The following is a 23,678-nucleotide window of genomic DNA, read 5'->3' as shown; positions in this document are numbered from 1 at the left end:
AAGAAATGAGGAGGGATGATCATGGATCTAACGATTCGAGGAAAAGCTTCCTGCACGAATTGCAATGAAAACTTTGATGGGAAGCTGGTCGTTCATTTACAAGAAGACAGCGAGGGGCAATTAACCATGGTACCACCGTTGGAAACGAATGAATTGGCAGAAGATGAAATCGCTATTCATTACGCTTATGGGGAAGTGAAGGAAGCCATCGAAGGAACCTTCGTATGTCCAAACTGTCAGACTGAAAATGAGGTTCGGATTGAAATTCCGACCGAGCTATTAGATGGCTCAATGAATTAAATCAATAATCAAATTGAAAAAGCTCTCTGTTCCTTGAACAGGGAGCTTTCGTTACCTATTGGTCATTGGTTTGTTTTGTGCCATCAATGATTTGGACATTGAAATCTCGTAAGATGTCGAGTCCTTGCGACTCGTGGTTTTTACCAGCGACTAATGTTTTATTGATGGTGAAATCAGCGTCAGGAAAGGCGCTTTGGATCTCGATCGTATTGGAAAGGACACAGATGTTGGTTTCAACACCAGTGATTTCGATTTTCTTTTCTTCTTCAGGTTCAAATAGATTTTTCTTGATGTCGATCAAGACTTCAGGTGGAATACTGTAATAGTATTTCTTGACGACTTTTTCATTTTTGAGAGGCTTAAGTTCTGGGATCAGCTGCAGGGCAGCGGCTTCTTCATCAGGCGTTCCTTTGACTTCGATTGGGATGTCGCGGGTGTGTAAGATGTACTCCCCATCCGCCCGCGCTTGTTCTAGGCGCTTGGCGATTCGTTTGACGAGAGCAGCGCCATCTGGCACATACGCTTCGTTCTCTTCATCGAGAATTTGGTTTTGCATATCGACAATGACTAGCATGTGGTTACTCCCTTTCTATAAACATCGTTTTTTAATGGTCTGACGTGAGGTTGAAAAATAGGTGCTATTTCTATGATGCCCCACTTTTTTTATATTTTCAAAGAAAACGCTCTTCTTGTCGTGAAACGGCAAAAATGTTATTTTTTTATTCGAATAACGATGCTTTTTGTTTGCTGAAAAGAAGAAGTAGTGATAGCTTTTAAATAGTACATTAAAAATAAATGAAAGTAGGTTAGGTTAAATGAGAAAGTTATTTTATATGGGGACTTTGCTTTTTTCAGTTGGTGTACTGGCGGCAGGATGCGGCAACAGTGAAACCGCTGATTCCTCGGGGAATGAGTCAGCAGATGGCAAAACGACATTGGATTTTTGGTCCTTCTGGGGGTCTGGTGCAAGACAAGAAGTAATTGAAGAAATTATTGATGATTTTAATGCGTCACAAGATAAAATCGAGGTCAAATACAGCTACCAGCCTTGGGGCGATATTTGGACAAAATCACTGTCGTCAATCACTGCTGGTAATCCGCCTGATGTTATTGTACAAGATATCAATTCTGTTGCTCAGCGGGCAGAAGCGCAGCAAGCAACGAATTTAAGCGAGTATATCGAAGAGGGCTTTTCTGATGAATTTTATCCGCAATTATGGGATACAGTGGAGTACGAAGGGGATGCCTATGCCGTTCCTTTCAATACAGATACGCAAGTGATTTTCTACAATAAGACACTCTTTAAAGAGGCTGGTATCAGTGAAGAGCAACTGCCCCAAACGTGGGAGGAGTTAGAAACAGTTGCTCGTAAATTAGATGTCAAAAACGGTGATGATTTTGAGCGGATCGGTTTTTACCCATTGTGGAATTTAGGCGCTGACGTGTGGGCGTTGAATGCCGACGATGGCGTCAGCTGGTTTGACAAGGATGAGAACGTCAAAATCGATACAGACAACAAAGTCGAAGCGTTGGAATGGATCTTAGACTGGCAAGAGTATTATGGTCAAGATACCATCAATCGCTTAGAAGCTGAATTTGGTTCAGGGGTTGCCGATCCATTCATTTCTGGATTAGTGGCGATGCGTGCGCAAAACATCAACTACTACTCAAGTTTGGCGGAAAATGCACCAGATGACTTTGAATTTGGGGTCATTCAAATTCCTGAAAAAGAAAGTGGCTCTGGCCACTGGTCATGGGGTGGCGGGTTCGTCTTAGAAGTGCCATACGGTGCCAAAGATCCTGAAGCGTCCTATGAGTTTATCAAATACTTGTCGACACCAGAAGTTCAAGAGAAATTTGGTGAGAAGAGCTTTGATATCATGGCGAATCGGACAGCCAACGAAAACTTGGTCAACAACGACAATCTAGATGAAAATGGTCAAATGATCTACCAAATGGCGGATGAAAACTTTGCCAACACGGTGATCACGCCTGTGCCATTGACAGCGCCTGACTTCAGCAGTCTTGTCAATGAACAAATCGACCAAATCATGCTAGGCAGTAAAACACCGGCTGAAGGGTTGGCAGATGCGCAAAAAGCGGTGGAAGATCTTGTTGAGCAAAACAAATAAATTTCAAAACGAGCGTTTTTAAAAAAGAAGGAAAGTCCAGTCGGTTAGCGGACTGGGCTTTGCTTTCTGCTTTGCGAAGCGGACATGTTTTCTTGAACAAACAATGAGTAAAAATAGAATGGAGTGGAAGGAATGCCAAAGAAGCGTTCAAAAAGTAAACGGCAAGAAGCTCTTTGGGGCTACTTCTTCGTAGCGCCATTTTTGCTTGGGTTCGTGGTGTTTATGTTGGGGCCCATGCTGTTTTCCTTCGTAGGAAGCTTTACCGATTACAATCTGACTTCGAAAATGAATTTTATCGGCTTTAAGAACTTTACCCGCATGTTCACGCAAGATACCCTGTTTTGGAAATCTCTCTATAACACGGCGTATTTTGTACTTTTCAATGTTCCCTTAACCACGTTGTTCAGTGTCTTTCTAGCCACTTTATTGAATCAAAAAATCCGCGGAATCAGTTTTTTCCGAACGACCTTTTACTTGCCAGCGATTCTTTCAGGGGTTGCCGTCTACGTCTTATGGATGCAATTATTATCTCCTTCCGCAGGATTGATCAATACCTTCTTGAGCTGGTTCAATATCAAAGGTCCGGCATGGCTGTTTGATCCCGAATGGACGAAACCAGCGTTGATTTTGATGAAGATTTGGAGTTCAGGGGGCGCGATGCTCTTGTATCTAGCTACCTTGCAAAATATTTCACCGACGCTGTATGAATCGGCTGAGATCGATGGGGCGGGAGTCTGGGCGAAATTCAAAAATATTACGATCCCGTTGATCACGCCGATCATCTTCTATGATGTGATTACTTCTACGATCGGTTCTTTTCAAATTTTCCAAGAAGCATACGTGATGACCAAAAATGGTACCGGTGGTCCGGCGAATTCGCTGCTCTTCTATAATTTGCATATGTGGAACAAAGCCTTCGTCGCCTTTGATATGGGCTATGCGATGGCCATGTCGATGATCTTGTTCTTGATCGTCTTAGTCTTGACCTTTATCAATCTCAAGCTGGCACCGCGCTGGGTTCACTATACCGGAGGTGGCAGCTAATGGAAATGACGACAAAAACACGAAGCAAATCAAGCCAACAGCGAGTCAAAAAAATCATCAGCTATGTGGTGATGTCGATCATCGGGATCGTGCTGCTGATTCCGTTGCTGTGGATGGTCTTTACATCATTGAAACCGATGGAGGAGATCGTGCGTTACCCGCCGACCTTTTTCCCAGAAGAAATCAATCTTGGCAATTATTTGGAGACTATCAACGCCTTTCCATTTTGGCAGTATGCAAAAAATACGTTATTCATTACCGTCTTAGTGGTCTTCGGGAATGTCTTATCAAATTCCTTCATTGCTTATGGGTTTGCAAAATTGGCCTTTCCAGGAAAAAATCTGATCTTTGCCCTCGTCTTGTCTACGATGATGATTCCTGGCTTTGTGACGATGATCCCGCAATATGTCTTGTTTTCCAAAATCGGCTGGGTCGGCACCTATCTGCCGCTGATCGTTCCAGCGTTTTTCGGGAACGCCTTTAACATTTTCTTGATGCGGCAGTTTTACTTGTCCGTTAACAATGAATTGATCGAAGCCGCTAAGATCGATGGCGCCAATCATCTTTATATTTGGAGCCATCTAATGATCCCATTGACGAAACCCGCGCTGATCACGATTGCCATCAACTCCTTCAATGGGGCGTGGAATGATTTCTTAGGACCATTACTGTATATTCAAAACCAAGAAAAGTACACGCTGCAGATTGGCCTGCAAGTCTTCCAAAACCAATCAACGACCCAGTGGAACTACTTGATGGCAGGAGCAACGCTTGTGCTATTGCCGACGATCTTGCTGTTCTTCCTCGCTCAACGCTACTTTATTGAGGGAATGGATCTGACGGGAGGTTCCAAAGGATGAGAACAAAAGTTACCCCGCAACGCTTAAACCAAGCGCTGTTGACTGGCATCAACTGGCTTCCGCATTTACTGGTTTTACAAGGCATGTGGCTGTTGTATTCCTTGCCTTTGATCACCAGTACCACCGCTAGTCGAGCATTGATCGAGACGTTGACGGAACTGCGTAACGATGGCTTGGTGGCAAGCAGCAAAGCTCATTTTCAGCAAGCATTTCATCAGCAGTGGGCAACAAGAAAAGGGCAAGACCGTTTGCTCAGTCTATTCTTCCTGCTGCTTTTGGCGGACAGCTTTATCTTTAGCCGTTTGCAGCACCCGCTGTTTCAGATCGCTAGTTACGCGTTAGCGTTCACCTTTGGCTTGTTTTGCTTGGTCTTGCTTTATCAAACGAGGCTGCTTCACACCTATCCGCAGCAGCCCAGCTCATTGTTTTATAGTTTTTACCAGTTTGCTCGTTCACCCAAACGAGTACTGGCGCATCTTTTAGCAACAGTGACGCTTGTCTTGACCTTTTTGCTGTTTGGTCCAGTCTACTTATTGGTCTTAGGGATCAGCACCTTGTATTTAGTCAATGTCTTGCTCTGTGACCAAGCGCTCAAATAGAAAACAAACGGGTATCCCGAAACTTCCTTAGTGAAAAGCTAAGGAGTTTCGGTTTTTTTGTGAAAAGAAGGTTGACAGGGTCAAAAATTATGCCTATGCTGAATGTAAATTTAGTAAACAGTAAACAGATGAGGTGCAGCTATGGCAAGTATGAGAGATATCGCGAAATTAGCCGGGGTGTCGGTAGCAAGTGTTTCTAGAATCCTTAACAATGATGAAACCTTCAGTATCAATGAACATACGCGTCAGCGAGTCATTGAGATCGCCAACCAAATGAATTATTCAAAAGAAAAAAATCAACCCCATTCCCGTGAAGTCGGCGACCAAAACACGATTGCCATCATTACCCGCCACGATCGAGAGTCGGAAAGAAACGATCCGTACTTTATGATGATTCGCAATGGGATCGAAAAAGAAGCGGCGAAGTGGCGCTTAAAAACGATTCGGGCCTTTTCCATGCGGGAGCCTCAAAAAGATTTGGTACAATTGGCGAAGTATGGCGCAGTCATTATTATTGGAGAGATGACCAGCGAAGCTTTGGCAGAGATCAGTCAGCAAAATGCCAATATTATCCTGGTGGATAATTATAGTGAAGCCCCCAGCTACGATTGCATCCAAACCGATTTTGCCCAAAAGACCCACCAGATCCTCACGATGTTAAAAGAGAAGGGCCATGAGAATATTGCCTTTGTGGGTGGTGTTGCCAGCCGAGTGACGATTTCTGGCGAAGTCGTTTACGATGAACAAGAGATTCGAGCAGAAAATTATCGCCAATGGATGCTGCTTAATAAATTGGAAAAGTTCACAACCGTGCTGCAGGGGAAATGGTCACCAGAGACTGGTTTGCATTTTGGTCAGCAGATCGCGCAAATGAATCCTCGCCCCACAGCGATCGTCGTTGCCAGCGATCCTATGGCTGTCGGGGTTTACAAGGCACTCGCTGAAGCGGGGCTATCGATTCCTAAAGATGTGTCGGTCGTTAGTTTTGATGATATCGAAATGGCGCAATTTATGACGCCCGCATTGTCCTCCGTTAAGATGAAAGCCGAAGAGATGGGGCAGATGAGTGTCGAATTAGCGAAAAATAAAATCCTTGGGGTGCGGACGATGCCGGTTCGTGTCGTTTGTGGCAGTGAATTGATTATTAGAGAATCGATTGCCGAAAAAGATCAGTGACGTCTGATCTTTTTTTATTTTAGGGGTTGTGTAAACATTAACTAAACAACTATACTGATTGTAGTAAACGTTTACAGTTAAAAATAAAGGAGAAAACGAAATGAAGTTTATTGATAAATTAGCCGAAAAGATGGTGCCTTTTGCTCAGATCATTGCCAACAACAAATACTTGTTAAGTCTTCGTGATGGGTTTATGGTCGCTTTTCCTGCGACAATGTTTGCGTCAATTATGATTATTATTCAAAATCTGCCTGCTACTTTCGGACTCTCGGAAAAACTTCCAGAGGGATTCATCACGTTTCTAAACGACTTTTTTGGTCCTATCGGAAATGCGACCATGAGTATCACTGCTATTTTCGTTGTTTTTGGGATCGGCTATCAGTTGGCTGGCAAATATGGACAAGCCAAATTATTTGCGGGTGCCATCTCACTGTCTTCGTTTTTGATGCTACTGCCTTTTGGCTCATCCGAAGAGTTAGGTACAGTGATCCCCTTGTCGAAATTAGGGGCTGAGGGAATGTTTGTCGGAATCATCACGGCCATTATCGCTACGCAGATCTATTGCAAAATCAGTGCGGCTGGGCTGACGATCAAAATGCCAGATTCGGTTCCGCCAATGATCGCAGAATCCTTTGTCGCCATCATTCCTGGGGCGGCACCGTTGTTCCTTTTCAATTTGATCCGCTACTTGTTCACCTTTACTTCATGGGGCAATGCCGTTGATTTCGTTTATGAAATTCTGCAAAAACCATTGATGGGCTTGGGCGGTACGTTGCCAGCAGTACTGATCGCCGTTTTGTTCACCCAATTCTTCTGGTGGTTTGGGATTCACGGAACACTAGTGGTCAATGCGGTGATCGATCCAATCATGAATGCGTTAGCGATCGAAAACTATGAAGCCTACAAAGCAGGGGCTGAACAACTGCCCCATATCATTAACACTACGTTTATGGGCGTGTTCGTCAATCAAGGAATGCAGCTGGGGATCTCGATTACGATGGCCTTCTTTATCGCTCGTTCGATTCGGATGAAAAAATTAATGAAGACCGTGATCGCTCCATCTGTTTTCAACGTATCTGAACCGATGACCTTTGGTTTGCCGATCGTCTTGAATCCGATCGCTTTTGTCCCATGGATCTTAGCGCCATTAGCCAGTACGACGATCTCTTACTTTGCGATTGCCGCAGGCTTGGTGCCGCGACCAATTGGAGCAACGGTGGTTTGGACGACCCCGGTCTTCTTATCTGGTTGGTTAGGCACGGGTTCTGTTGCCGGTGCAATCTTACAGTTAGTGACGGTTGCCGTAATGACCTTGATCTGGGTGCCATTCTTGATCGTAATGGATCGCGGGTACTTGAAAGAAGGAAAAGCGGAAGCGTCATTAAATGAACAAGCGACATCTGAGACGATCAATCAAAGGATAGAAGAAAGATAAGCCCAGAAACGGAAAGGAATGCAATACGCGCACCCTTTAGAAAGGAATTTGTGATGAGAACCGATACATTGTCTTGCAGTTATCAAATGAATACCACATCTACGGACTTTTCCCGTGTGTTATTGGCGGAACAAGAGAAATTCTTTCGAGCCAAACAAGCCCAAGAACCGTTCGGGGAAGGTTGCCGTATTGAAACGATGATTCAAACCAAAACCGCTCCGCGGATGGTACCAGCCGTCATGACGGTCAAAAAAATTGCCGCGGATGAGCTGTGGCTTCGTACGACCCATGAAGAAGGAGTGATCGATCAACGGTACAGTTTTGCTCCAGGACGAAAAGGGAAGCTGCAAGTCACGTATTCGGAACAAAGCCGTTTTGAGCAGCAGAAAACAACCTACAGTTTTATGCTGGCGGCGCTGTTTTACAAATTCTTTTTCAATCGTGGCGTCAAAAAACGCTTGCGTTATCTTGAAGCAGCTTGTCAACGAGCAGGGACAAATGAAAAAAATGGGGAAAATCGAGGATAGCAATGATAGAAATTAGAAACGAACAACTCTTTCACTTATACAATGAAAAAATCAGTTATATCATCAATGTGTTACCAAATCAGCAACTGGGTCATGTCTATTTTGGGCCATCGCTAGGCACACTGGCGCCATTTGATCAAGCGTACCTTGAGAAAAAAGAGAATAAATCGGCAGGAACTGTCAAATTTTTTGAAGCAGACAATCTTTTTACCTTGGCGGACCGTTTTCAAGAATTGCCAACCTATGGGACTTCTGATTTTCGAGAAGGGGCAGTGTCGGTTTTTGAGGAAGAAACCCCTCTTTATGTGGATTTTAAACTTGTGGCTTTTCACTGTTTTGAGGGCAAAGAACGAAAGCTGGCGCAACCCGCCAGCTTCGCGGCTGCCGATGAAAGCCAGAGCATCGTCTTTGAATTAGTAGATCAAGAGCGGCAGCTGGAACTGGCGATCACCTATACGATCTTCAAAGGATCAGGAACCATCACGCGGCAGCAAACATTGACCAATACGGGGAGCAAGCCGAGAACCATTCAGCGCTTTTTAAGTGGTGTCTTGGAGCTGAAAAATCGCGATTTTGAACTGCTGCATCTTTCAGGCGCCTGGCTGAAAGAACGGCATATCAAGATGGTCCCTTTGACCCAAGGGACGATCAGTGTTGGCTCGTTAAAAGGAGCGTCTGGTCATCAGCACAATCCTTTTGTCGCCTTAAAAGAACAGCAAGCCACCAATGACACTGGTCACGTCTATGGTGCCAACCTGATTTATTCGGGCAACTTTTTGGCGCAAGCGGAAATGGATGAATGGGACAACGTTCGATTGATGTTGGGGATACATCCTGAGCATTTCAGCTGGCAGCTTTCACAAGGAGAAACTTTTGAAGCCCCAGAATGCCTCTTCACCTTCACCGCTGCTGGTCTGAATGGCTTGAGTCAAGAATCCGCCCAATTTATCGAAAAGCATGTGATTGCCCCTTATTGGCAAAAGCGGCAGCGGCCGATCGTCTTTAATAATTGGGAAGCGACTTATTTTGATTTTAATGAAGAAAAGCTGTTGACCTTAGCCCAAGAAAGCAAGGCGTTAGGGATGGAGTGCTTTGTGCTTGACGATGGTTGGTTTGGAAAACGCAATAACGACCGCAGTTCATTAGGCGATTGGGTGGCGGACCCTGCCAAATTTCCAAAAGGAATCGGCTCTTTTGCTGAGAAAATTCATGCCATGCAGCTGCAACTGGGGATTTGGTTTGAACCGGAAATGGTTTCGCCAGATAGTCAGTTGTACCAAGAGCATCCTGAGTGGGTAGTCAAGCATCCTTATGAGCGGATCTCTGTGGGGCGCGGACAATACGTGTTGGATTTTGCCAATCCAGCAGTGGTTGAGGCGATTTTCGAAGCGATGCAAAAAGTGATCCTTGAAACCAAGCTGGATTACATCAAATGGGATATGAACCGTAATATCACGGAAGCTTACTCTCCTTACTTAGCGGAACAGGGAATTTCTCAGACGGAGTTTTATCATCGTTATATTTTAGGTCTTTATCGCTTATATGAAAAAATCTTAGCGGCGTTTCCGACCCTTTTGATTGAAGGCTGTGCTGGCGGCGGGGGGAGATACGATTTGGGGATCTTGTTTTACAGTCCGCAGATTTGGCCTAGTGATGATAGTGATGCAGTGGAACGTTTAGCGATCCAAAGCGGAACGTTGCTAGGGTATCCGTTGTCCTCCTTCAGCAATCACGTGTCGGCGGCACCAAACCACCAAGTCGGTCGGGCAACTTCTTTAGACTTTCGGCAAACCGTCGCAATGTTTGGGCCTTTGGGGTATGAACTCGATCTCTTTCATTTGTCTGAAGCTGAAAAGCAGGCAATCAAATCCCAAATCGTTTTTTATAAAAAACAGCGGCAATTGCTGACCTTTGGCACTTTTTACCAGCTGCAGCAGTTGGACCATGGCAATGAAAAAACTTGGGCGGTGTATGATCCGCAAAACGAAGAAGCATTGATTGCTTTCTTTCGCGTGTTGGCACAAGCCAATCCGACGGCGGAAGACTTTTTGCCCGTAGCCTTTCTCGATGGCCAACAGGTGTATCAGGTCAATGGCGAACCTGTCTCTGGTCAGTTGTTAAGGCAATTAGGGTTGCGTAAACCCTATCAGTTTAATGCCGTCAACCATGGAACGGCGCAAGTCACTGGCGATTTTCAATCATTTGTCTACCAGTTACAAGCCAAAAAAGGAGTAGAATGATGAGCAATCAATTGTTTGATCAGCAGTTTATGCATGGCGGGGATTACAACCCCGATCAATGGCTGGCTTATCCAGAAATCTTGCAAAAGGATCTTGCCTATATGCAGCAAGCCCATGTCAACACCGTCACATTAGGGGTGTTTGCTTGGAGTGCCTTAGAGCCGCAAGAAGGCGTTTATCAGTTTGACTGGTTGGATCGTGTGTTTGATCAGATCCATGGCATCGGCGGCAAAGTCATTTTGGCCACTCCTAGCGGTGGACGTCCGCAATGGTTGAGCCAAAAGTATCCCGAAGTCAATCGGACCAACGCCCAAGGGCAAAAACATACCCATGGGTTTCGCCACAATCACTGTTACTCTTCACCGATCTATCGGGAAAAGGTAACGCAAATCAATCAGCAGTTGGCAAAACGTTACGGCAAGCATCCAGCATTAGCCATGTGGCATATCTCCAATGAGTACTCTGGCGAATGCTTTTGCTCCTATTGTCAGGAAAACTGGCGCCGCTGGCTGCAAAAAAAATATGGTGATTTAGCCACGTTGAATCATGCCTGGTGGACTTCTTTTTGGGGCGGTACGTACTCTGATTGGTCGCAGGTTTTACCGCCTTCGCCTTTAGGAGAACACAAAGTGCATGGCATGGATCTTGATTGGAAACGATTTGTCACAGATAGGACGATCGATTTTTATTTGCATGAATGTGCGCCGATCCGTCAACTGACCCCGGACATTCCTGTGACGACGAATTTTATGGCGGAAGGACATGCTACCCAAGATTTTATTCCTTTAGAAGGCATTGACTACAGCAAGTTTGCTCGTCATGTGGACATCGTTAGCTGGGATAGTTACCCTGATTGGAACAACAACTTTGAATCCTTGGCAGCGACAGCGATGAAATCCGCCTATGTGCATGACCAGTACTGGTCATTGAAGAAACAGCCCTTTTTAGTGATGGAATGCACGCCGAGTTTTGTTAACTGGCATTCCTTCAATAAAGCGAAAAAGCCTGGTGTCCATCAGTTGAGTGCCATGCAACAGATCGCCCATGGCTCAGATAGTACCTTGTATTTTCAATGGCGCCAATCCCGTGGCAATTCAGAAAAATTCCATGGGGCAGTCGTGGGACATGATGATTCCACGGAGAATCGGGTCTTCAAAGAAGTTGCGGCTTACGGCAAGCGCTTGGAAAAAATCAAAGAAATTCAAGGAACCACCAGAAAAAAAGCAGTGGCGATTCTTTTTGATTGGGAAAGCAACTGGGCATTGAAGCGAGGTGGCGGGTTTGGGCGACCAACACGACGGTATCCCCAAACGTTGCAGGAGCATTATCGTTATTTCTGGGAACAAGACATCGCGGTCGATATTTTGACCCCAGAGCAAGATTTTTCTGACTATCAGTTGGTGATCGCTCCGATGCTTTACTTGATGACAGCAGAGACGATGGCAAAACTTTGCCAGTACACGGAAGCTGGTGGTACCTTGATTTCCAGTTATTTTAGCGGCATGGTCAATGAAACCGACCTATTGTATCTGGGGGGCTTGCCACAGCCGTTGCGAGGGTTATTAGGCATCAACGTGCTGGAGCTGGAAACTCTTTTTGACACTGAACATAATCAAGTGGTTTTTCAAGGACAGCCCTTTGAAACACGGGACTACTCTGCAATCATCGAAGCCGAAACAGCGGAGGTACTAGGGGAGTATCAAGCAGATTTTTACCAAGGAACCCCTGCGATCACCAAAAATGCCTTTGGTGCCGGCACCGCTTATTATCTGGCGGCTCGCACCAACTATGACTTTTTCGAACAGTTTTATGCCTCTTTGGCCCGTGAGTTGTCTTTGGCAGAGGAAAGGATCGCGCATGCCAACCCTGAAGTCTCGATCCAAGGCAGGATCAGTCCAGAACGAACGTACTTTTTCATCATGAATTTTTCTGAGAAAGAGCAGACATTGGACTTGATCAAAGAAGTCGTTGATTTAGAGACCAATCAAGCAGTCCCTCCAACAGTAACCTTGGCGCCGTATGAAGTGCGAGTGGTTTATTTTAACAATTAGCTGACTATTGGAAAAACCGTCCCTTTCGACAAACATAGAAAGGGACGTTTTTTTGATGAATGGTTTATCAGAAATCATTCTGGATCAGATGCTTGGTGCTTTTTCATCCATTGAGGCAATGCGGCACTGATTTGTGTCGGCAACACGACATAGTGCTCTTTTGCCAATGCTTCGCCAATTAGGCTATGGAGATAGACAGCCGCTTGGATCGTTTCCTCTGTTTTTTCAAACTGTGCCAAAAAGCTGGTGATCATGCCTGCCAGCGTATCCCCCATGCCGCCAGTCGCCATTGCGGGTGTTCCGAGGGGATTTTGGGCGATGCTGCTGCCGTAAATTTGCGTGCGATGGCTTTTTAAGACCACCAGACTTCCGAGTTTTTGTTGGGCTTGTTGGTTGTTTTCTTCTGTCTGATCGGCAATTGCCAGTCCGCTGAGCCGTTGCCATTCCATTTGATGCGGCGTGAAGACGACTTGTTCAGGAAAGGGGATGATCAGCGGATATTTGGCAGCCAAATTGATCGCCGAACCATCGATCACCAACCATTGGTGTTCTTTTTGGGCAGAAACGATCCGCTGCAGCAGATCAAAATTGCTTTTTCCTTCGCCTAATCCAGGACCAATCAGTAGGACGTCCGCCGATTCGGTGACCGTATCGATCAGTTCTGTTTGCTGCCAATCGACAAACATCGCTTCAGGCAAGCGAGCGTGCAGGGCGGTTCGGTTGACACCATCGGAGATCACGGTAGTCAAACCAGTTCCCCCATACACACAGGCTTGCGCAGCCATTAAGATCGCCCCACCGAATTGGCGGTTGCCCCCTACTAAAACGGCTCGGCCAAAGGTACCTTTGTGGCTTTTTGTCGGGCGCTGTTGGATCACTTTGGATAAAATCGCAGAATCAAGTTGCTCCATGCAATGACTCCTTTCGTTAATCAAAATCGAGTTATATTTATTATACCTGTTTCCTAGAAATTTCATAGAAAAGACCCATGGAAAAAGGCGCAATTTTTTTTCCTTTTTTGGTTTAAGAGTGTTATCATAAATAGCGAGAACAGAAATGGAGGGAACACTATGACAATCGATTGGAAAAAAGAGGTCGAAGCCCGCAAAGACGATTTGCTGAACGACTTGATTGATCTATTGAAAGTGAAAAGTGAAAGAGAAGATGATAAAGCGACTGCGGATGCACCATTTGGTCCTGGACCTCGTGATGCGTTGCTACACATGCTAGCTTATGGCGAACGTGATGGCTTCACAGTCAAAAACGTCGATAACTACGCTGGTCACATCGAATTTGGTGAAGGAGACGAAACATTAGGGATCTTCGGCCACATGGATGTTGTTCCTGCAGGTGACGGCTGGTCAACCGATCCTTACGATCCAGTCATCAATGACAACAAAATCTATGCTCGTGGTTCTTCTGATGATAAAGGTCCTTCAATGGCTGCCTATTATGGGATGAAGATCATCAAAGAATTGGGCTTGCCATTATCGAAAAAAATCCGTTTTGTCGTTGGTTCTGATGAAGAAAGCGGCTGGGCAGATATGGATTACTACTTTGAGCATGAAGAAAAGCCTGATTTTGGCTTCTCACCAGATGCCAATTTCCCAATTATCAATGGAGAAAAAGGAAATGTGACATTAGGGATCCATTTCCAAGGCAACAATGAAGGAGACTTCACGCTACAAAGCTTTACTGCTGGCTTGCGAGAAAATATGGTACCAGGAACGGCAACAGCAAGCTTCATTGCTCCATCAACAGAAGAAGCATTAGCGATCGAAAAAGCCTTTTTCGATTACGTTGAAGCCAATCCAGTGACGGGGACGATTGAAACAGAAAATGAACAAGTGACGATTGAATTAGTCGGTAAAGGTGCCCATGGTGCCAGCCCACAATCAGGAATCAATGCAGGGACCTTCTTAGCTGTCTTCTTAGATAACTATGCCTTTGGCGGCGGCGCAAAACAATTCATCCATGCAGCAGCAGCCTATGTCCATGAAGATTTCTACGGTGAAAAATTAGGTGTGGCGTACGAAGATGAAAAAATGGGTAAATTGACTATGAATGCTGGCTTGTTTGCTTTTAAAGCGAACCAAGCAGGAACGCAAGCAGACAACTTTATCGCATTGAATTTCCGTTATCCTAAAGGGGTAACTGCGGAAGGTCTTGAAATCGGTGTGGAACGCACCGTCGGTATGGAAGGGGCAACCGTTACTCGCAATGACCGCAACATGGAACCTCACTACGTGCCAGCAGATGATCCATTGGTAGAAACTTTATTGGCGGTTTATGAAGAACATACTGGCGAAAAAGGCTTTGAACAAATCATCGGCGGCGGCACATACGGCCGTCTATTGAAACGCGGCGTTGCCTATGGCGCAATGTTCCCAGACTATGTCGACACCATGCACCAAGCCAATGAATTCATGAGCTTGGATGACCTATTCAACGCAGCGGTGATCTATGCAGATGCTATCTACCGTTTGGCGAAATAAAGAGACATTGATACCGTCTATTCTTTTTTTAGCTGAGTCGATTTAGTAATACTTAGATGAATAGAGGTAATAAAGGAATAGCAGTACGACTGATTGTTTCAATCATTGTCGTACTGCTATTTTATTACTTTGGGAAATAAATATTTTATTTTCGTTGGGTTATTTTATTATTGACATCAAATCATCCGAATGATTTACTTTTTGTAAGGAGTTGAAAAGTGATGCCTGATTTAGTGAAATTTATTTTGGTTATTCTGGCGATTTGGGTGGTTTATCAAGTATTTACGACGATTTTATTTACCCTTTCCCAAAAAGCAGTTGCCAAACGAATCAAAAGCGGGAAGATGTCTGATCAGCAGTTGGGGAATTTGTACCACGCTGTAGCACGAGCAAATCAAGGAAGCAATTTCCAAGCGATTTTCTCTTATGGGCTCTTTTACCGCAGCCATGCAAAGCAAAGTGATGCGGTCTATGAACTGTATCGCGCAGAAATGGCGAAAAGAAATCTGTTGTAACCAACTGTGAAGCAGCTGCTTTCGAGAATATTGCTCGAAGTAGCAAAAAAGCCTAGGTCCTGCACAACAAGTGCAGAACCTAGGCTTTTTTGTTATTTACTTGGCAGCAAGCTGTGACAGATAAGCACAGCTCTTTGCTACGACTATTTCTGGTCTTTGTTGCTTTTTTGATCCATACCGGCACCGATCCCCAGTCCCATATTGTTAGAAGCGGCTTCTTTTTCTTCAGACGTTTGCGGCGGTTTTTTCGTCATTGTGAAAAACCCCTTTCTTTTTAGTATAGAAGGGTTTTGTTTTGTTGACAAACATTCGAACTGCTGATCAGTGATATTTAACAGGAGGGTGCAGTTGCTTAGTACAGTAAACGGGGTGAACCATTGGTCTATCTTCCGCCGGGCAAATAATTACGCTCGGGGTTGTAGCGGCGAATGATCTTATTTTCAGCAAGTACGTGCTCATAATAATAAACAGGCGCATCCTTAGTCTCTAGTCGAAAAACAAAGACGAGCGGAACCTTTAAGACGGAATAGCGCGCGGGGATCGCAATATACGATTTTTGGTTGCGCTCCATCGTCAGTGCGAATTCATCAAACAAAAGCGCCACTGGTGTGGGAAAGTTTACCAATTCATAATAGTGTTTTTCAAATGCATAGGTTTCTTGTTTTGCATAAGCGATTTTTGCAGCGGGCATACGCATTCACCTCACTTGAATTATACGAACGTTCGTTCTGTTTGTAAAGTGGAAAATCACCAAACGAGGAAAAAGGGGGCGTTCTCTATGAAAGAGATGTTTTGCTAACAAGAAATTTGCTACACTAGAGAAAAGAAGAAATCAAAAAGGAGCAGATACTATGGATTACGAACGTTTCGCACGATTACAGGCGCGCTTTGCCGATGAAAAACTGCTGACCAAAGAAGGGGTCTATCGGTTGCGTTTGTCAGGGAAGGCGCAGTTCGAACTAGCCTTTATCAAAACCGGCCCCTGTGGCGAGTCTGTCTACCAGCCGCTGATCAAGGGCACTTTTGCTGAAAAAGAAGCAATCCCTACCTATTTGCTGGATCTTGCGGCTCAGCCTATGATGCAAATCAGTCAGCGAACCTCCGAAAATGAAGCAGTGTTAGATAAAGCGTTAGCAGCATTAATGGAAACATGTGAGCAGGCAGTTGCCGTCAACGAAGCCGCACAAGAAGCCACACGTTAATTACCATGACAAAGATACAAGAGCCGCCTGAACCTGATTTTTACACTAAGAAAAAAAACGATCCTGACAAGATTTCTTGCCAGTGATCGCTTTTTATTTTCCCGTGGTGATTAGTGTCCTCATTCGCCGAAGTGGTCTGAGAAGCCTTGTTGCTTCATAAAGGCAGCGACATCTGGACGTCGCGGTTCACGGAAAAATTCCGTCATTTTCGTTTGCCAATTGGTTTGCTGTTGATTGCGGCTGCGCTGTGCATAATAGGCTTCTGTCGTTTGGTTGTACTGGGCTGTTTGCTCCTGCGTCAGCGGTTGATACTGATCGACACTTACGATCGCTTCTTGGGGCAAGCGGACTTTCGGCTCATTTCTGTGTTGCGGATAGCCGATCGTTAAACCGAATAAAGGAAACGTCAATTTTGGTAAGCCGACAAGTTCTGCGATACGAGGCAAATCATTGCGGATGCCGCCGATGTAGCAAATTCCTAAGTCTTGCGCTTCAGCGTAAGCTACCATATTTTGGGCAGCGATGGTCGTATCAACGACTGACACAATAAATGGTTCCATCGTGGTTAAGTGGGTATCCGGCAATCCTGCTTGGGTCAGCAGCTGCTGATGCTTATGTAAGTCGGCGATAAAAAGGTAGAAGACTCCGGTTCGAGTGATATAGTTTGGGGCACCCGCGAGCTTTTCAATCTCAGCCAGCTTTTGGGGATCACTGACCTCAATGATCGAATAGGCTTGAACAAAATTCGAGCTGGAACCGCTCTGGGCAACCGTTACTAGTTTTTGCTTGAGCTCCTTTGATAGTGGCCGGGGTTGAAAATCTCTGACAGAGCTGTGGTGGGTAAAAGTATCAAAAAGATCCATCGTTTTTCCTCCTGTAACATACAAATTTCTTTCTTCCTTAGTGTAACAGAAAAAAAAGGAATGGGAACAAAAAGAATGTTTTCAAAAAATTTTCAAATTGATGTTTTATAGTTGCCAAGCACAACAGTTTCCGTTATGATAATGATACATTCTTATTATTATTCCTTAGGGGAGTAACCGGTGGCGCAAGCTGCGATAATATCAACAGTAAGTAAGCTGGTGACAGCTTTCTGGTATTATTTGAAATGGTGAGACCTAAGACAAGCGTATACTTGTCTTAGGTCTCTTTTTTTCTAGCAGAGTGCCTAAGGAAAATAAAATTAAAAGGGGCAAAAAAATTGGCGAAAGAAATGTATCAAAAAGAAATCTCGGAAATTATGGCAGAGGTCCAGAGCAGTCCAGAGGGGTTGACGCAGCAAGAGGCAGCCAAGCGCTTAGAAAATGGCCTGAACCAGCTGAAGGAAGCACCTAAGAAATCTAGCTTTGCCTTATTCTTAGATACCTTCAAAGATGCGATGGTGATCGTCTTGCTGATCGTGGCAATCATCCAAATGGTTATGGGTGCCCACGTTGAGTCGATCGTTATCTTCGCAGTACTCTTGTTGAATTCCGTCGTCAGTGTGATTCAAACGAAAAAAGCCGAAGGGTCGTTAGACGCTTTGAAAAGCCTGTCGGCACCAGATGCTAACGTCATTCGGGATGGCAAAGAACAAAGTGTGCTAGCGAAAGAATTGGTTGTCGGCGACATCGTTATTTTAGAAGCTGGGGACTATGTACCAGCAGATGGTCGATTGATCGAAGAGGGTTCTTTGAAGGTCGATGAAGGAATGCTGACTGGGGAATCAACGCCAGCGGAAAAAGAATTAGGTGTGATCGATCGTACCGCACCGATCGGCGACCGTGACAACATGGTCTTCAGTGGAACGATCGTCACTTATGGGCGTGGTCGGTTTATCGTAACCGCAACTGGTAATGTGACGGAAATCGGTCAAGTGGCGGGCTTATTGGAAAGTACGGTTGAACACAAAACGCCATTGCAAAGAGGACTGGACAGCTTCAGTAAGAAACTGAGCTTGGCGATCTTGGTCCTTTCATTGATTATTTTAGGGGTTCAAGTCGCACGGCTGTTCTTAGGTGACGGTACAGGTGATATGACGGAAGATTTAGTCAACGCCTTTATGTTTGCGGTAGCCGTAGCCGTTGCAGCGATCCCAGAAGCCTTGCAATCGATCGTGACGATCGTCCTTTCCATCGGAACAAAACAAATGGCGAAGCGTCATGCCATCATTCGAAAACTACCAGCGGTTGAAACATTGGGTTCAACGAGTATCGTTTGTACAGATAAGACAGGGACCTTGACCCAAAACAAAATGACCGTTGTTGACTACTATTTACCAAATGGGCAAACGGGCACGTTCCCCGATGAGCCAACTACCTGGACATTGCCTGAAAAACGCTTGGTAGAAATCAGTGTCTTGGCCAATGATGCTGCCATCAGTGAAGATGGGGCGAAGCTAGGAGACCCTACTGAAATTGCTTTTCTGGATTACAGTGAGAAACTAAATCAGCCATATCGGTCGATTCGTCAACAGTTTCCTCGTTTGCAAGAATTGCCTTTCGATTCTGATCGTAAATTGATGTCCACCTTACATGAGATCGATGGCGAACATTTATTGTTGACCAAAGGTGGTCCAGACATCGTCTTTGGCCGCAGTACTAAAGTCTTGATCGATGATCAAGTCGTGCCTTTAACAGATGAAATCAGAAATAAGTTGCAGCATCAAAACGAAGAATTCTCAAAACGGGCATTACGAGTCTTGGCGTTTGCTTACCGTCCATTGACCGATGCCCAATCACGAGAATTGACACTAGAGGATGAAAACGAGCTGATTTTAGTTGGTTTGATGGCAATGATCGATCCTCCTCGTAAAGAAGTCAAACAAGCCGTAGCGGATGCTAAATCTGCTGGTATCAAAACAGTGATGATCACAGGGGACCACAAAACGACAGCCGTGGCGATCGCACAAGAGATCGGTATTTCAGCCGAGGGCGATTTAGCCTTGACTGGTACGGAATTGGATGCTCTTTCTGAAACCGAACTAGCGGATCAATTAGACAAAATCACAGTCTATGCTCGTGTTTCGCCGGAAAACAAAATCCGTATCGTGCGGGCTTGGCAAGAGAAAGGCAAGATCTCTGCCATGACCGGAGATGGGGTCAATGATGCACCCGCCTTGAAACAAGCGGATATCGGGATCGCAATGGGAACTGGAACGGACGTTGCCAAAGATGCAGCGGCGATGGTCTTGACGGATGACAACTTTGCTTCGATCATTCGTGCAGTAGAAGTTGGCCGAAACGTCTTTGACAACATCAAAAAAGCTATTTCGTATTTGTTTGCTGGAAATTTAGGTGCGATCATTGCGATCGTCTTTGCCTTAGTGATGGGTTGGGACAATCCATTTACTGCCTTGCAGCTGCTCTTTATCAACCTAGTCAACGACTCATTACCAGCGATTGCTCTAGGAATGGAAAAAGCCGAACCAACCATCATGCAGCGCCAGCCAAGAGATCCAAATGCTGGTATCTTCACTGGAAAAACATTGATCTCAGTAACGTATCGCGGTATTTTGATTGCCGCTGTCGTGATTTTGGCACAATGGTTAGGGATGAGCCAATCACCTGAATTAGGTGTAGCGATGGCCTTCTCAACACTTATCTGGAGCCGAACATTGCAAACATTGCCAGCACGCTCAAACACTGAGACTGCTTGGCAAGCTGGCCTTTTTGCCAATAAAATGGTATGGTTGGCGATCGTCGTTTGTGGTGGACTATACAGCATTACCTTGATTCCTGGCATCCGTGAAGTCTTTGCGATTCCAGCAACCTTCACTTTGGGACATGTCGGTCTATGTATCGCAATGGCTGCTGTGGCAGTTGTTTTGATGGAAATCACGAAACTGATTATTATTGCCGTTCAAAAACGTCAAGGAAACGCCTAAAGCAAAAAACGTATCGATCCTTTGATCGATACGTTTTTTTGTCGTTTCTCCTCATTGCTTAGTTGAGTTTTTTCAGCTGACTGATTTGGGCAGCGACTTGCTTCAAGAAGGCTTCTTGACCAGCCGGCTGTTCTTGGCTGTAAAGGTAGGCTTCGTATTGCTGCGTCAAGCGGATAAAATCACCATGGAACAGTGGGTAGAATGCTTCGAGTCGTTGGGCATAATCGATCAGCGGCTCCGCCTCGTTACGGTACAGAACTTTCGTCGTTTGCCGTAAAAACAAAGGATAGGCAGCAACTAGCGGCTGTTTGTTAAAGCGGCAGATCAACCATAAATGAATACGGAAAAACGAATGGCGGAAATAGAAAAGCAGGCCAAGTCCTAAGATAGCTAAGCCTCCAAAGAAGCCATTGCGCAGCGTTTGTTTCAGCTCCTCAGTCAACCAAACATCATCGGTAACCGCGGCTGTTGCAGAACTGCTGGTCGTGGTTTCATTACTTTCTGTTTCCGTATTGCTCGTTGGTGTTGTCTCGCTGCTAGCGGTCGGTGTTTCTTCGGAGCTAGTAGATTCTTGCGTCAACACGGGACGATCTGGATTTTGGAAACTAGGTGTCGGTTCAAAAGGAACCCAGCCGTATCCGTCAAAGTAGACTTCCACCCATGAGTGGGCATTCAAGTTACGGACAGTATAAGTAGTGATGCCGTTTTCTGTCACGGGGGATCCAGGAGAAAAGCCTTTAGCCCAGCGAGCAGGGATCTCTAAACTCCTTAGTAGCACGACCATTGCCGTGGAAAAATTGTCGCAGTAGCCGACTTGTGATTCAAATAAAAATTGATCAACGTAATCTTGCTCTTCTGCAGGCACGACGGCATCGGTCTTGGAATAGCGGAATACGAGTGGATCTTTCAAATAGCTTTCAACCGCCGTGACTTGATCAAACAGACTGTTGCTGTCAGTGGTGATCTCAGCGGCGAGATCTCGTACCCGCTGCGGCAAAGAATCGGGTAACTGGATATAATCGATCGGAGAATCCGGATAGATCAAAGGCAGATTTTGGAGATTTTCTGCGGCAAAATCTGGATGGTCCCAATCGAAGGTCAAGGTGGTGTCGGGGAGTGGATCAATGAGATCGACCCGCTGGATGGCATCGCTGATTTGAAAACCGCGAGCACCGTTTTCAAGGGACAACGTGCTGCGCCCATAGGGCAATGGGACATAGTCTCCATGGTTTTGAAATTGGACCCGAACGGATTCGTTCTCAAGATAGGCTTGCTGATAGCTTTGATCCGCGATCGTGACGGCCTCTGCTTCTAAGCGAGCCTCTTCGCGGCTCGTACTGATCCAGCCCTTACCAGAATAAAAGTCTTTGCTTTCCACCCGCCAGTAATGCGGGGTTTCTTGTTGCGCTTCAAATAAAATCGTCGCATCATCCAGTAGTGGTCCGCCTAACTGACGATCGTTTTCACTGAATCCCGTGCGAGAACCAGTGGGGGTGCCATGTTCTTCAATAAATTGATAAAAACCCAGCTGATTCAGATTTGTCCGTATAGGCGTGGAACGGGCTGCCAACTGATCCCGCAGGCTCGTTTGCGGCAAGTAGACAGCAGTGACGGCTAATCCACCAATCAATAGCATCACGGCGAACCAGGGGGCGATCATTTGACTGGATTGAAAGGCGCTGCGCTGGATCATTGAAGAAGCCAAGGCACAAAGAAAAATACCGATCAAATGCCACGTCAGATCAAATTGGTTAAAAATCACGACTGTTAGCAAGTAGCCGATCATGGTAGCGTAAATCAAGAAAAAGCGTTGATAAGTGATCGGTAAGATCGCTAAAAAGAAGACCCAACTAACGATCAATGTCACCGCCGCCAGTTCGGTGATATAGCCGACTTCACCGCTGAGAATTTCTTGAAAGGCACGGTGCAGGTCCAGCCAAAAACGCAGCAGCCAATCAAAAGAAAAGGCAGTCCCATAAGGAAAGATCCAATACAAGACCATCAGCCAAGCGGCTGCCAGCAAAGGCAAACTGTAACGGACTTTCGGCACGACGGTCAAAATCAAACATACACTAAAGGCATAAGTTAAAAGGGTGAACTGATTGCCAAGGTCATAAACTGCGATAAACGGCAAGATCACCAGTGATAGACTGAAAAAGGTCAGAAGACCAATCAGCGCTTTCTTAATAAATCTCATCCTACCACCTCCTCAAGATCATTCAACTGCCTCATTAAATCAGCGTAGGTAAACACTTGGCAGCTGTTTTTTGCTTCCAACTGACTGAGGTAGTTTTCCAGTTGTGGGGTGAAAACCGGGGTAATGAAGATAAGATGGCTGCCAGTCAAAAGCGGTACCCCTTCAGGAACTTTCTCGAAGGGAAGGATCTGGGCATAGGCAGCGGCATCCGTTTGGTAAGGAGAAGTCAATCCGTCACCAATCAAGAGCGGCTGAAAAAGTCGTTGATTTTGCGAGAAATGGTGGAGCGAATAAAACAGTGTCAAAGTCTCTTCAAAAGCAGGCTGATCTTCTCCCCAAAAGAGCAGAAAGATGTCTTGTTCTTCTTCGTGTTCTCGTTCGCGATAGATCAATTCCTGTTGTTTGCTGGATAATTTCCAATCGATATTTTTTAATGAATCCCCTAACTGGTATTGACGAAACTGTCGAATAGAAAAATTGGGTTCCCCGTGGCTTTGGCTGCGGACTTGCTGTTTAATAAAAGGCAGTAGGGTAACGGCTTCTGGCGTCAATTTAGGCAGGATCAAAATCGTTTGGTTCGCAACTGCAGCGTAGCTTTTTTCAAAAAAGCCAAAGAGATCATGGTTGGACAGTTGAACGGACAATTCTTCATAGCTGCCGCGCTCCTTTGGGGTCCAAGGCAGCTGGAGCCGGATCAGATTGCCTCGATAAAAGGCGCTGTGATGACTTTCCTTGAAACGATCGTCAAACTGCAAGGTGAAATCGACCAGCGGCAGCAGCGTCGGGCGATACTTGAAGACTTGCAGCGGTAAGGTGATCGCTGTGTGTGTTTCAGCTTGGATCGATTCTTCTAAAATGATTTGGACCTTCTTGAGGGAGGGGAGCAAGAATACTGCATCAAGCAACAATAACAAAGTCAGTAAAAACCAAAGGCTCCAGCCAGCATTATTATTGAAGATCACACAATAAGCCAGCAGCAAAAAATAAACAGCACCAAACAGCAGGATGCGCAGCAGGCGTTCAATTTTCTTTTTTTTCAT

20 protein-coding genes are annotated in these 23,678 nt (G+C 45.4%); 14 read left to right on the top strand and 6 right to left on the bottom strand.

The window, feature by feature from the left end; all coding sequences use genetic code 11:
• The first annotated feature begins 15 nt into the window (after nt 1–15).
• The gene (locus IGI78_RS11250) at nt 16–300 is read left to right on the top strand and encodes a hypothetical protein (protein ID WP_026008050.1); all 285 of its coding nucleotides are present in this window, start codon (nt 16–18) and stop codon (nt 298–300) included.
• Nucleotides 301–355: 55 nt separating this feature from the next.
• On the opposite strand, the gene IGI78_RS11245 is transcribed toward IGI78_RS11250, so the two are convergent.
• Nucleotides 356–874 carry an isochorismatase family protein gene (locus tag IGI78_RS11245; RefSeq protein WP_077452781.1) on the bottom strand — a complete coding sequence of 173 codons (519 nt, stop codon included), beginning with the start codon at nt 872–874 and terminating at the stop codon, nt 356–358.
• Between the two features lie 241 nt (nt 875–1,115).
• Between IGI78_RS11245 and IGI78_RS11240 the strand changes: the two genes are divergently transcribed.
• The 9 genes from IGI78_RS11240 (at nt 1,116) to IGI78_RS11200 (ending at nt 12,364) form a co-directional block, all read left to right on the top strand.
• A complete protein-coding gene (locus IGI78_RS11240) occupies nt 1,116–2,432 on the top strand; it encodes an ABC transporter substrate-binding protein (RefSeq protein ID WP_008379010.1) in 1,317 nt (438 codons plus the stop codon).
• Between the two features lie 132 nt (nt 2,433–2,564).
• The gene (locus tag IGI78_RS11235; protein WP_005234717.1) at nt 2,565–3,476 is read left to right on the top strand and encodes a carbohydrate ABC transporter permease; all 912 of its coding nucleotides are present in this window, start codon (nt 2,565–2,567) and stop codon (nt 3,474–3,476) included.
• Entirely contained in the window at nt 3,476–4,336 is an 861-nt protein-coding gene (locus IGI78_RS11230) for a carbohydrate ABC transporter permease (RefSeq protein ID WP_005225484.1), read from the top strand. Before IGI78_RS11235 ends, IGI78_RS11230 begins: the two co-directional genes overlap by 1 nt.
• A complete protein-coding gene (locus IGI78_RS11225) occupies nt 4,333–4,935 on the top strand; it encodes a hypothetical protein (RefSeq protein WP_142424235.1) in 603 nt (200 codons plus the stop codon). The genes IGI78_RS11230 and IGI78_RS11225 overlap by 4 nt, the downstream gene beginning before the upstream one ends.
• A gap of 141 nt (nt 4,936–5,076) precedes the next feature.
• Nucleotides 5,077–6,111, top strand: a complete 1,035-nt coding sequence (locus IGI78_RS11220; protein WP_288362677.1) for a LacI family DNA-binding transcriptional regulator — start codon at nt 5,077–5,079, stop codon at nt 6,109–6,111.
• A 100-nt stretch (nt 6,112–6,211) separates the two neighbouring features.
• Nucleotides 6,212–7,546, top strand: a complete 1,335-nt coding sequence (locus tag IGI78_RS11215) for a PTS sugar transporter subunit IIC (RefSeq protein ID WP_195264736.1) — start codon at nt 6,212–6,214, stop codon at nt 7,544–7,546.
• A gap of 53 nt (nt 7,547–7,599) precedes the next feature.
• A complete protein-coding gene (locus IGI78_RS11210) occupies nt 7,600–8,073 on the top strand; it encodes a hypothetical protein (protein WP_195264738.1) in 474 nt (157 codons plus the stop codon).
• A gap of 2 nt (nt 8,074–8,075) precedes the next feature.
• On the top strand, nt 8,076–10,313 hold the full coding sequence (locus IGI78_RS11205) for an alpha-galactosidase (RefSeq protein ID WP_288362679.1): 2,238 nt from the start codon (nt 8,076–8,078) through the stop codon (nt 10,311–10,313).
• Complete coding sequence (locus tag IGI78_RS11200; RefSeq protein ID WP_142424238.1) at nt 10,310–12,364, top strand: beta-galactosidase; 2,055 nt, start codon at nt 10,310–10,312, stop codon at nt 12,362–12,364. The genes IGI78_RS11205 and IGI78_RS11200 overlap by 4 nt, the downstream gene beginning before the upstream one ends.
• Before the next feature lie 74 nt (nt 12,365–12,438).
• On the opposite strand, the gene IGI78_RS11195 is transcribed toward IGI78_RS11200, so the two are convergent.
• Nucleotides 12,439–13,275, bottom strand: coding sequence for an NAD(P)H-hydrate dehydratase (locus IGI78_RS11195; RefSeq protein WP_081116578.1), 837 nt, complete (start codon nt 13,273–13,275; stop codon nt 12,439–12,441).
• 159 nt (nt 13,276–13,434) lie between these two features.
• On the opposite strand from IGI78_RS11195, the gene pepV reads away from it, so the two are divergent.
• Both pepV and IGI78_RS11185 read left to right on the top strand, forming a co-directional pair.
• Complete coding sequence (gene pepV / locus IGI78_RS11190; RefSeq protein WP_195264742.1) at nt 13,435–14,859, top strand: dipeptidase PepV; 1,425 nt, start codon at nt 13,435–13,437, stop codon at nt 14,857–14,859.
• Between the two features lie 221 nt (nt 14,860–15,080).
• A complete protein-coding gene (locus IGI78_RS11185; RefSeq protein WP_195264745.1) occupies nt 15,081–15,374 on the top strand; it encodes a hypothetical protein in 294 nt (97 codons plus the stop codon).
• Between the two features lie 382 nt (nt 15,375–15,756).
• Here IGI78_RS11185 and IGI78_RS11180 read toward each other — a convergent pair whose 3' ends face one another.
• On the bottom strand, nt 15,757–16,065 hold the full coding sequence (locus tag IGI78_RS11180; protein WP_008378984.1) for a DUF5960 family protein: 309 nt from the start codon (nt 16,063–16,065) through the stop codon (nt 15,757–15,759).
• A 160-nt stretch (nt 16,066–16,225) separates the two neighbouring features.
• On the opposite strand from IGI78_RS11180, the gene IGI78_RS11175 reads away from it, so the two are divergent.
• Entirely contained in the window at nt 16,226–16,576 is a 351-nt protein-coding gene (locus IGI78_RS11175; RefSeq protein WP_195264747.1) for a hypothetical protein, read from the top strand.
• 119 nt (nt 16,577–16,695) lie between these two features.
• On the opposite strand, the gene IGI78_RS11170 is transcribed toward IGI78_RS11175, so the two are convergent.
• Nucleotides 16,696–17,439: an NADPH-dependent oxidoreductase gene (locus tag IGI78_RS11170; protein ID WP_081118214.1), complete on the bottom strand. Its 744-nt coding sequence runs from the start codon at nt 17,437–17,439 to the stop codon at nt 16,696–16,698.
• Between the two features lie 350 nt (nt 17,440–17,789).
• Here IGI78_RS11170 and IGI78_RS11165 point away from each other — a divergent pair, with 350 nt between their 5' ends.
• Nucleotides 17,790–20,441 (top strand): cation-translocating P-type ATPase, encoded by a 2,652-nt coding sequence (locus IGI78_RS11165; protein ID WP_081118256.1) that lies wholly within the window; start codon nt 17,790–17,792, stop codon nt 20,439–20,441.
• Between the two features lie 58 nt (nt 20,442–20,499).
• On the opposite strand, the gene IGI78_RS11160 is transcribed toward IGI78_RS11165, so the two are convergent.
• Nucleotides 20,500–22,638 carry a transglutaminase-like domain-containing protein gene (locus IGI78_RS11160; RefSeq protein ID WP_430618034.1) on the bottom strand — a complete coding sequence of 713 codons (2,139 nt, stop codon included), beginning with the start codon at nt 22,636–22,638 and terminating at the stop codon, nt 20,500–20,502.
• The gene (locus IGI78_RS11155) at nt 22,635–23,678 is read right to left on the bottom strand and encodes a DUF58 domain-containing protein (RefSeq protein WP_081118212.1); all 1,044 of its coding nucleotides are present in this window, start codon (nt 23,676–23,678) and stop codon (nt 22,635–22,637) included. Before IGI78_RS11155 ends, IGI78_RS11160 begins: the two co-directional genes overlap by 4 nt.

The organism is Enterococcus sp. DIV1767 (assembly GCF_050542585.1).
GTDB classification, from domain to species: domain Bacteria; phylum Bacillota; class Bacilli; order Lactobacillales; family Enterococcaceae; genus Enterococcus_D; species Enterococcus_D innesii.
This window is presented reverse-complemented; position numbering and strand designations above follow the sequence as displayed.

Coding starts and splice junctions, on each gene's coding strand:
- IGI78_RS11175 (WP_195264747.1), top strand. CDS start 16,226: ATGGATTACGAACGTTTCGCACGATTACAGGCGCGCTTTGCCGATGAA.
- IGI78_RS11245 (WP_077452781.1), bottom strand. CDS start 874: ATGCTAGTCATTGTCGATATGCAAAACCAAATTCTCGATGAAGAGAAC.
- IGI78_RS11220 (WP_288362677.1), top strand. CDS start 5,077: ATGGCAAGTATGAGAGATATCGCGAAATTAGCCGGGGTGTCGGTAGCA.
- IGI78_RS11215 (WP_195264736.1), top strand. CDS start 6,212: ATGAAGTTTATTGATAAATTAGCCGAAAAGATGGTGCCTTTTGCTCAG.
- IGI78_RS11160 (WP_430618034.1), bottom strand. CDS start 22,638: ATGAGATTTATTAAGAAAGCGCTGATTGGTCTTCTGACCTTTTTCAGT.
- IGI78_RS11225 (WP_142424235.1), top strand. CDS start 4,333: ATGAGAACAAAAGTTACCCCGCAACGCTTAAACCAAGCGCTGTTGACT.
- IGI78_RS11210 (WP_195264738.1), top strand. CDS start 7,600: ATGAGAACCGATACATTGTCTTGCAGTTATCAAATGAATACCACATCT.
- pepV (WP_195264742.1), top strand. CDS start 13,435: ATGACAATCGATTGGAAAAAAGAGGTCGAAGCCCGCAAAGACGATTTG.
- IGI78_RS11240 (WP_008379010.1), top strand. CDS start 1,116: ATGAGAAAGTTATTTTATATGGGGACTTTGCTTTTTTCAGTTGGTGTA.
- IGI78_RS11195 (WP_081116578.1), bottom strand. CDS start 13,275: ATGGAGCAACTTGATTCTGCGATTTTATCCAAAGTGATCCAACAGCGC.
- IGI78_RS11180 (WP_008378984.1), bottom strand. CDS start 16,065: ATGCCCGCTGCAAAAATCGCTTATGCAAAACAAGAAACCTATGCATTT.
- IGI78_RS11155 (WP_081118212.1), bottom strand. CDS start 23,678: ATGAAAAAAAAGAAAATTGAACGCCTGCTGCGCATCCTGCTGTTTGGT.
- IGI78_RS11235 (WP_005234717.1), top strand. CDS start 2,565: ATGCCAAAGAAGCGTTCAAAAAGTAAACGGCAAGAAGCTCTTTGGGGC.
- IGI78_RS11185 (WP_195264745.1), top strand. CDS start 15,081: ATGCCTGATTTAGTGAAATTTATTTTGGTTATTCTGGCGATTTGGGTG.
- IGI78_RS11170 (WP_081118214.1), bottom strand. CDS start 17,439: ATGGATCTTTTTGATACTTTTACCCACCACAGCTCTGTCAGAGATTTT.
- IGI78_RS11230 (WP_005225484.1), top strand. CDS start 3,476: ATGGAAATGACGACAAAAACACGAAGCAAATCAAGCCAACAGCGAGTC.
- IGI78_RS11165 (WP_081118256.1), top strand. CDS start 17,790: ATGTATCAAAAAGAAATCTCGGAAATTATGGCAGAGGTCCAGAGCAGT.
- IGI78_RS11250 (WP_026008050.1), top strand. CDS start 16: ATGATCATGGATCTAACGATTCGAGGAAAAGCTTCCTGCACGAATTGC.
- IGI78_RS11205 (WP_288362679.1), top strand. CDS start 8,076: ATGATAGAAATTAGAAACGAACAACTCTTTCACTTATACAATGAAAAA.
- IGI78_RS11200 (WP_142424238.1), top strand. CDS start 10,310: ATGATGAGCAATCAATTGTTTGATCAGCAGTTTATGCATGGCGGGGAT.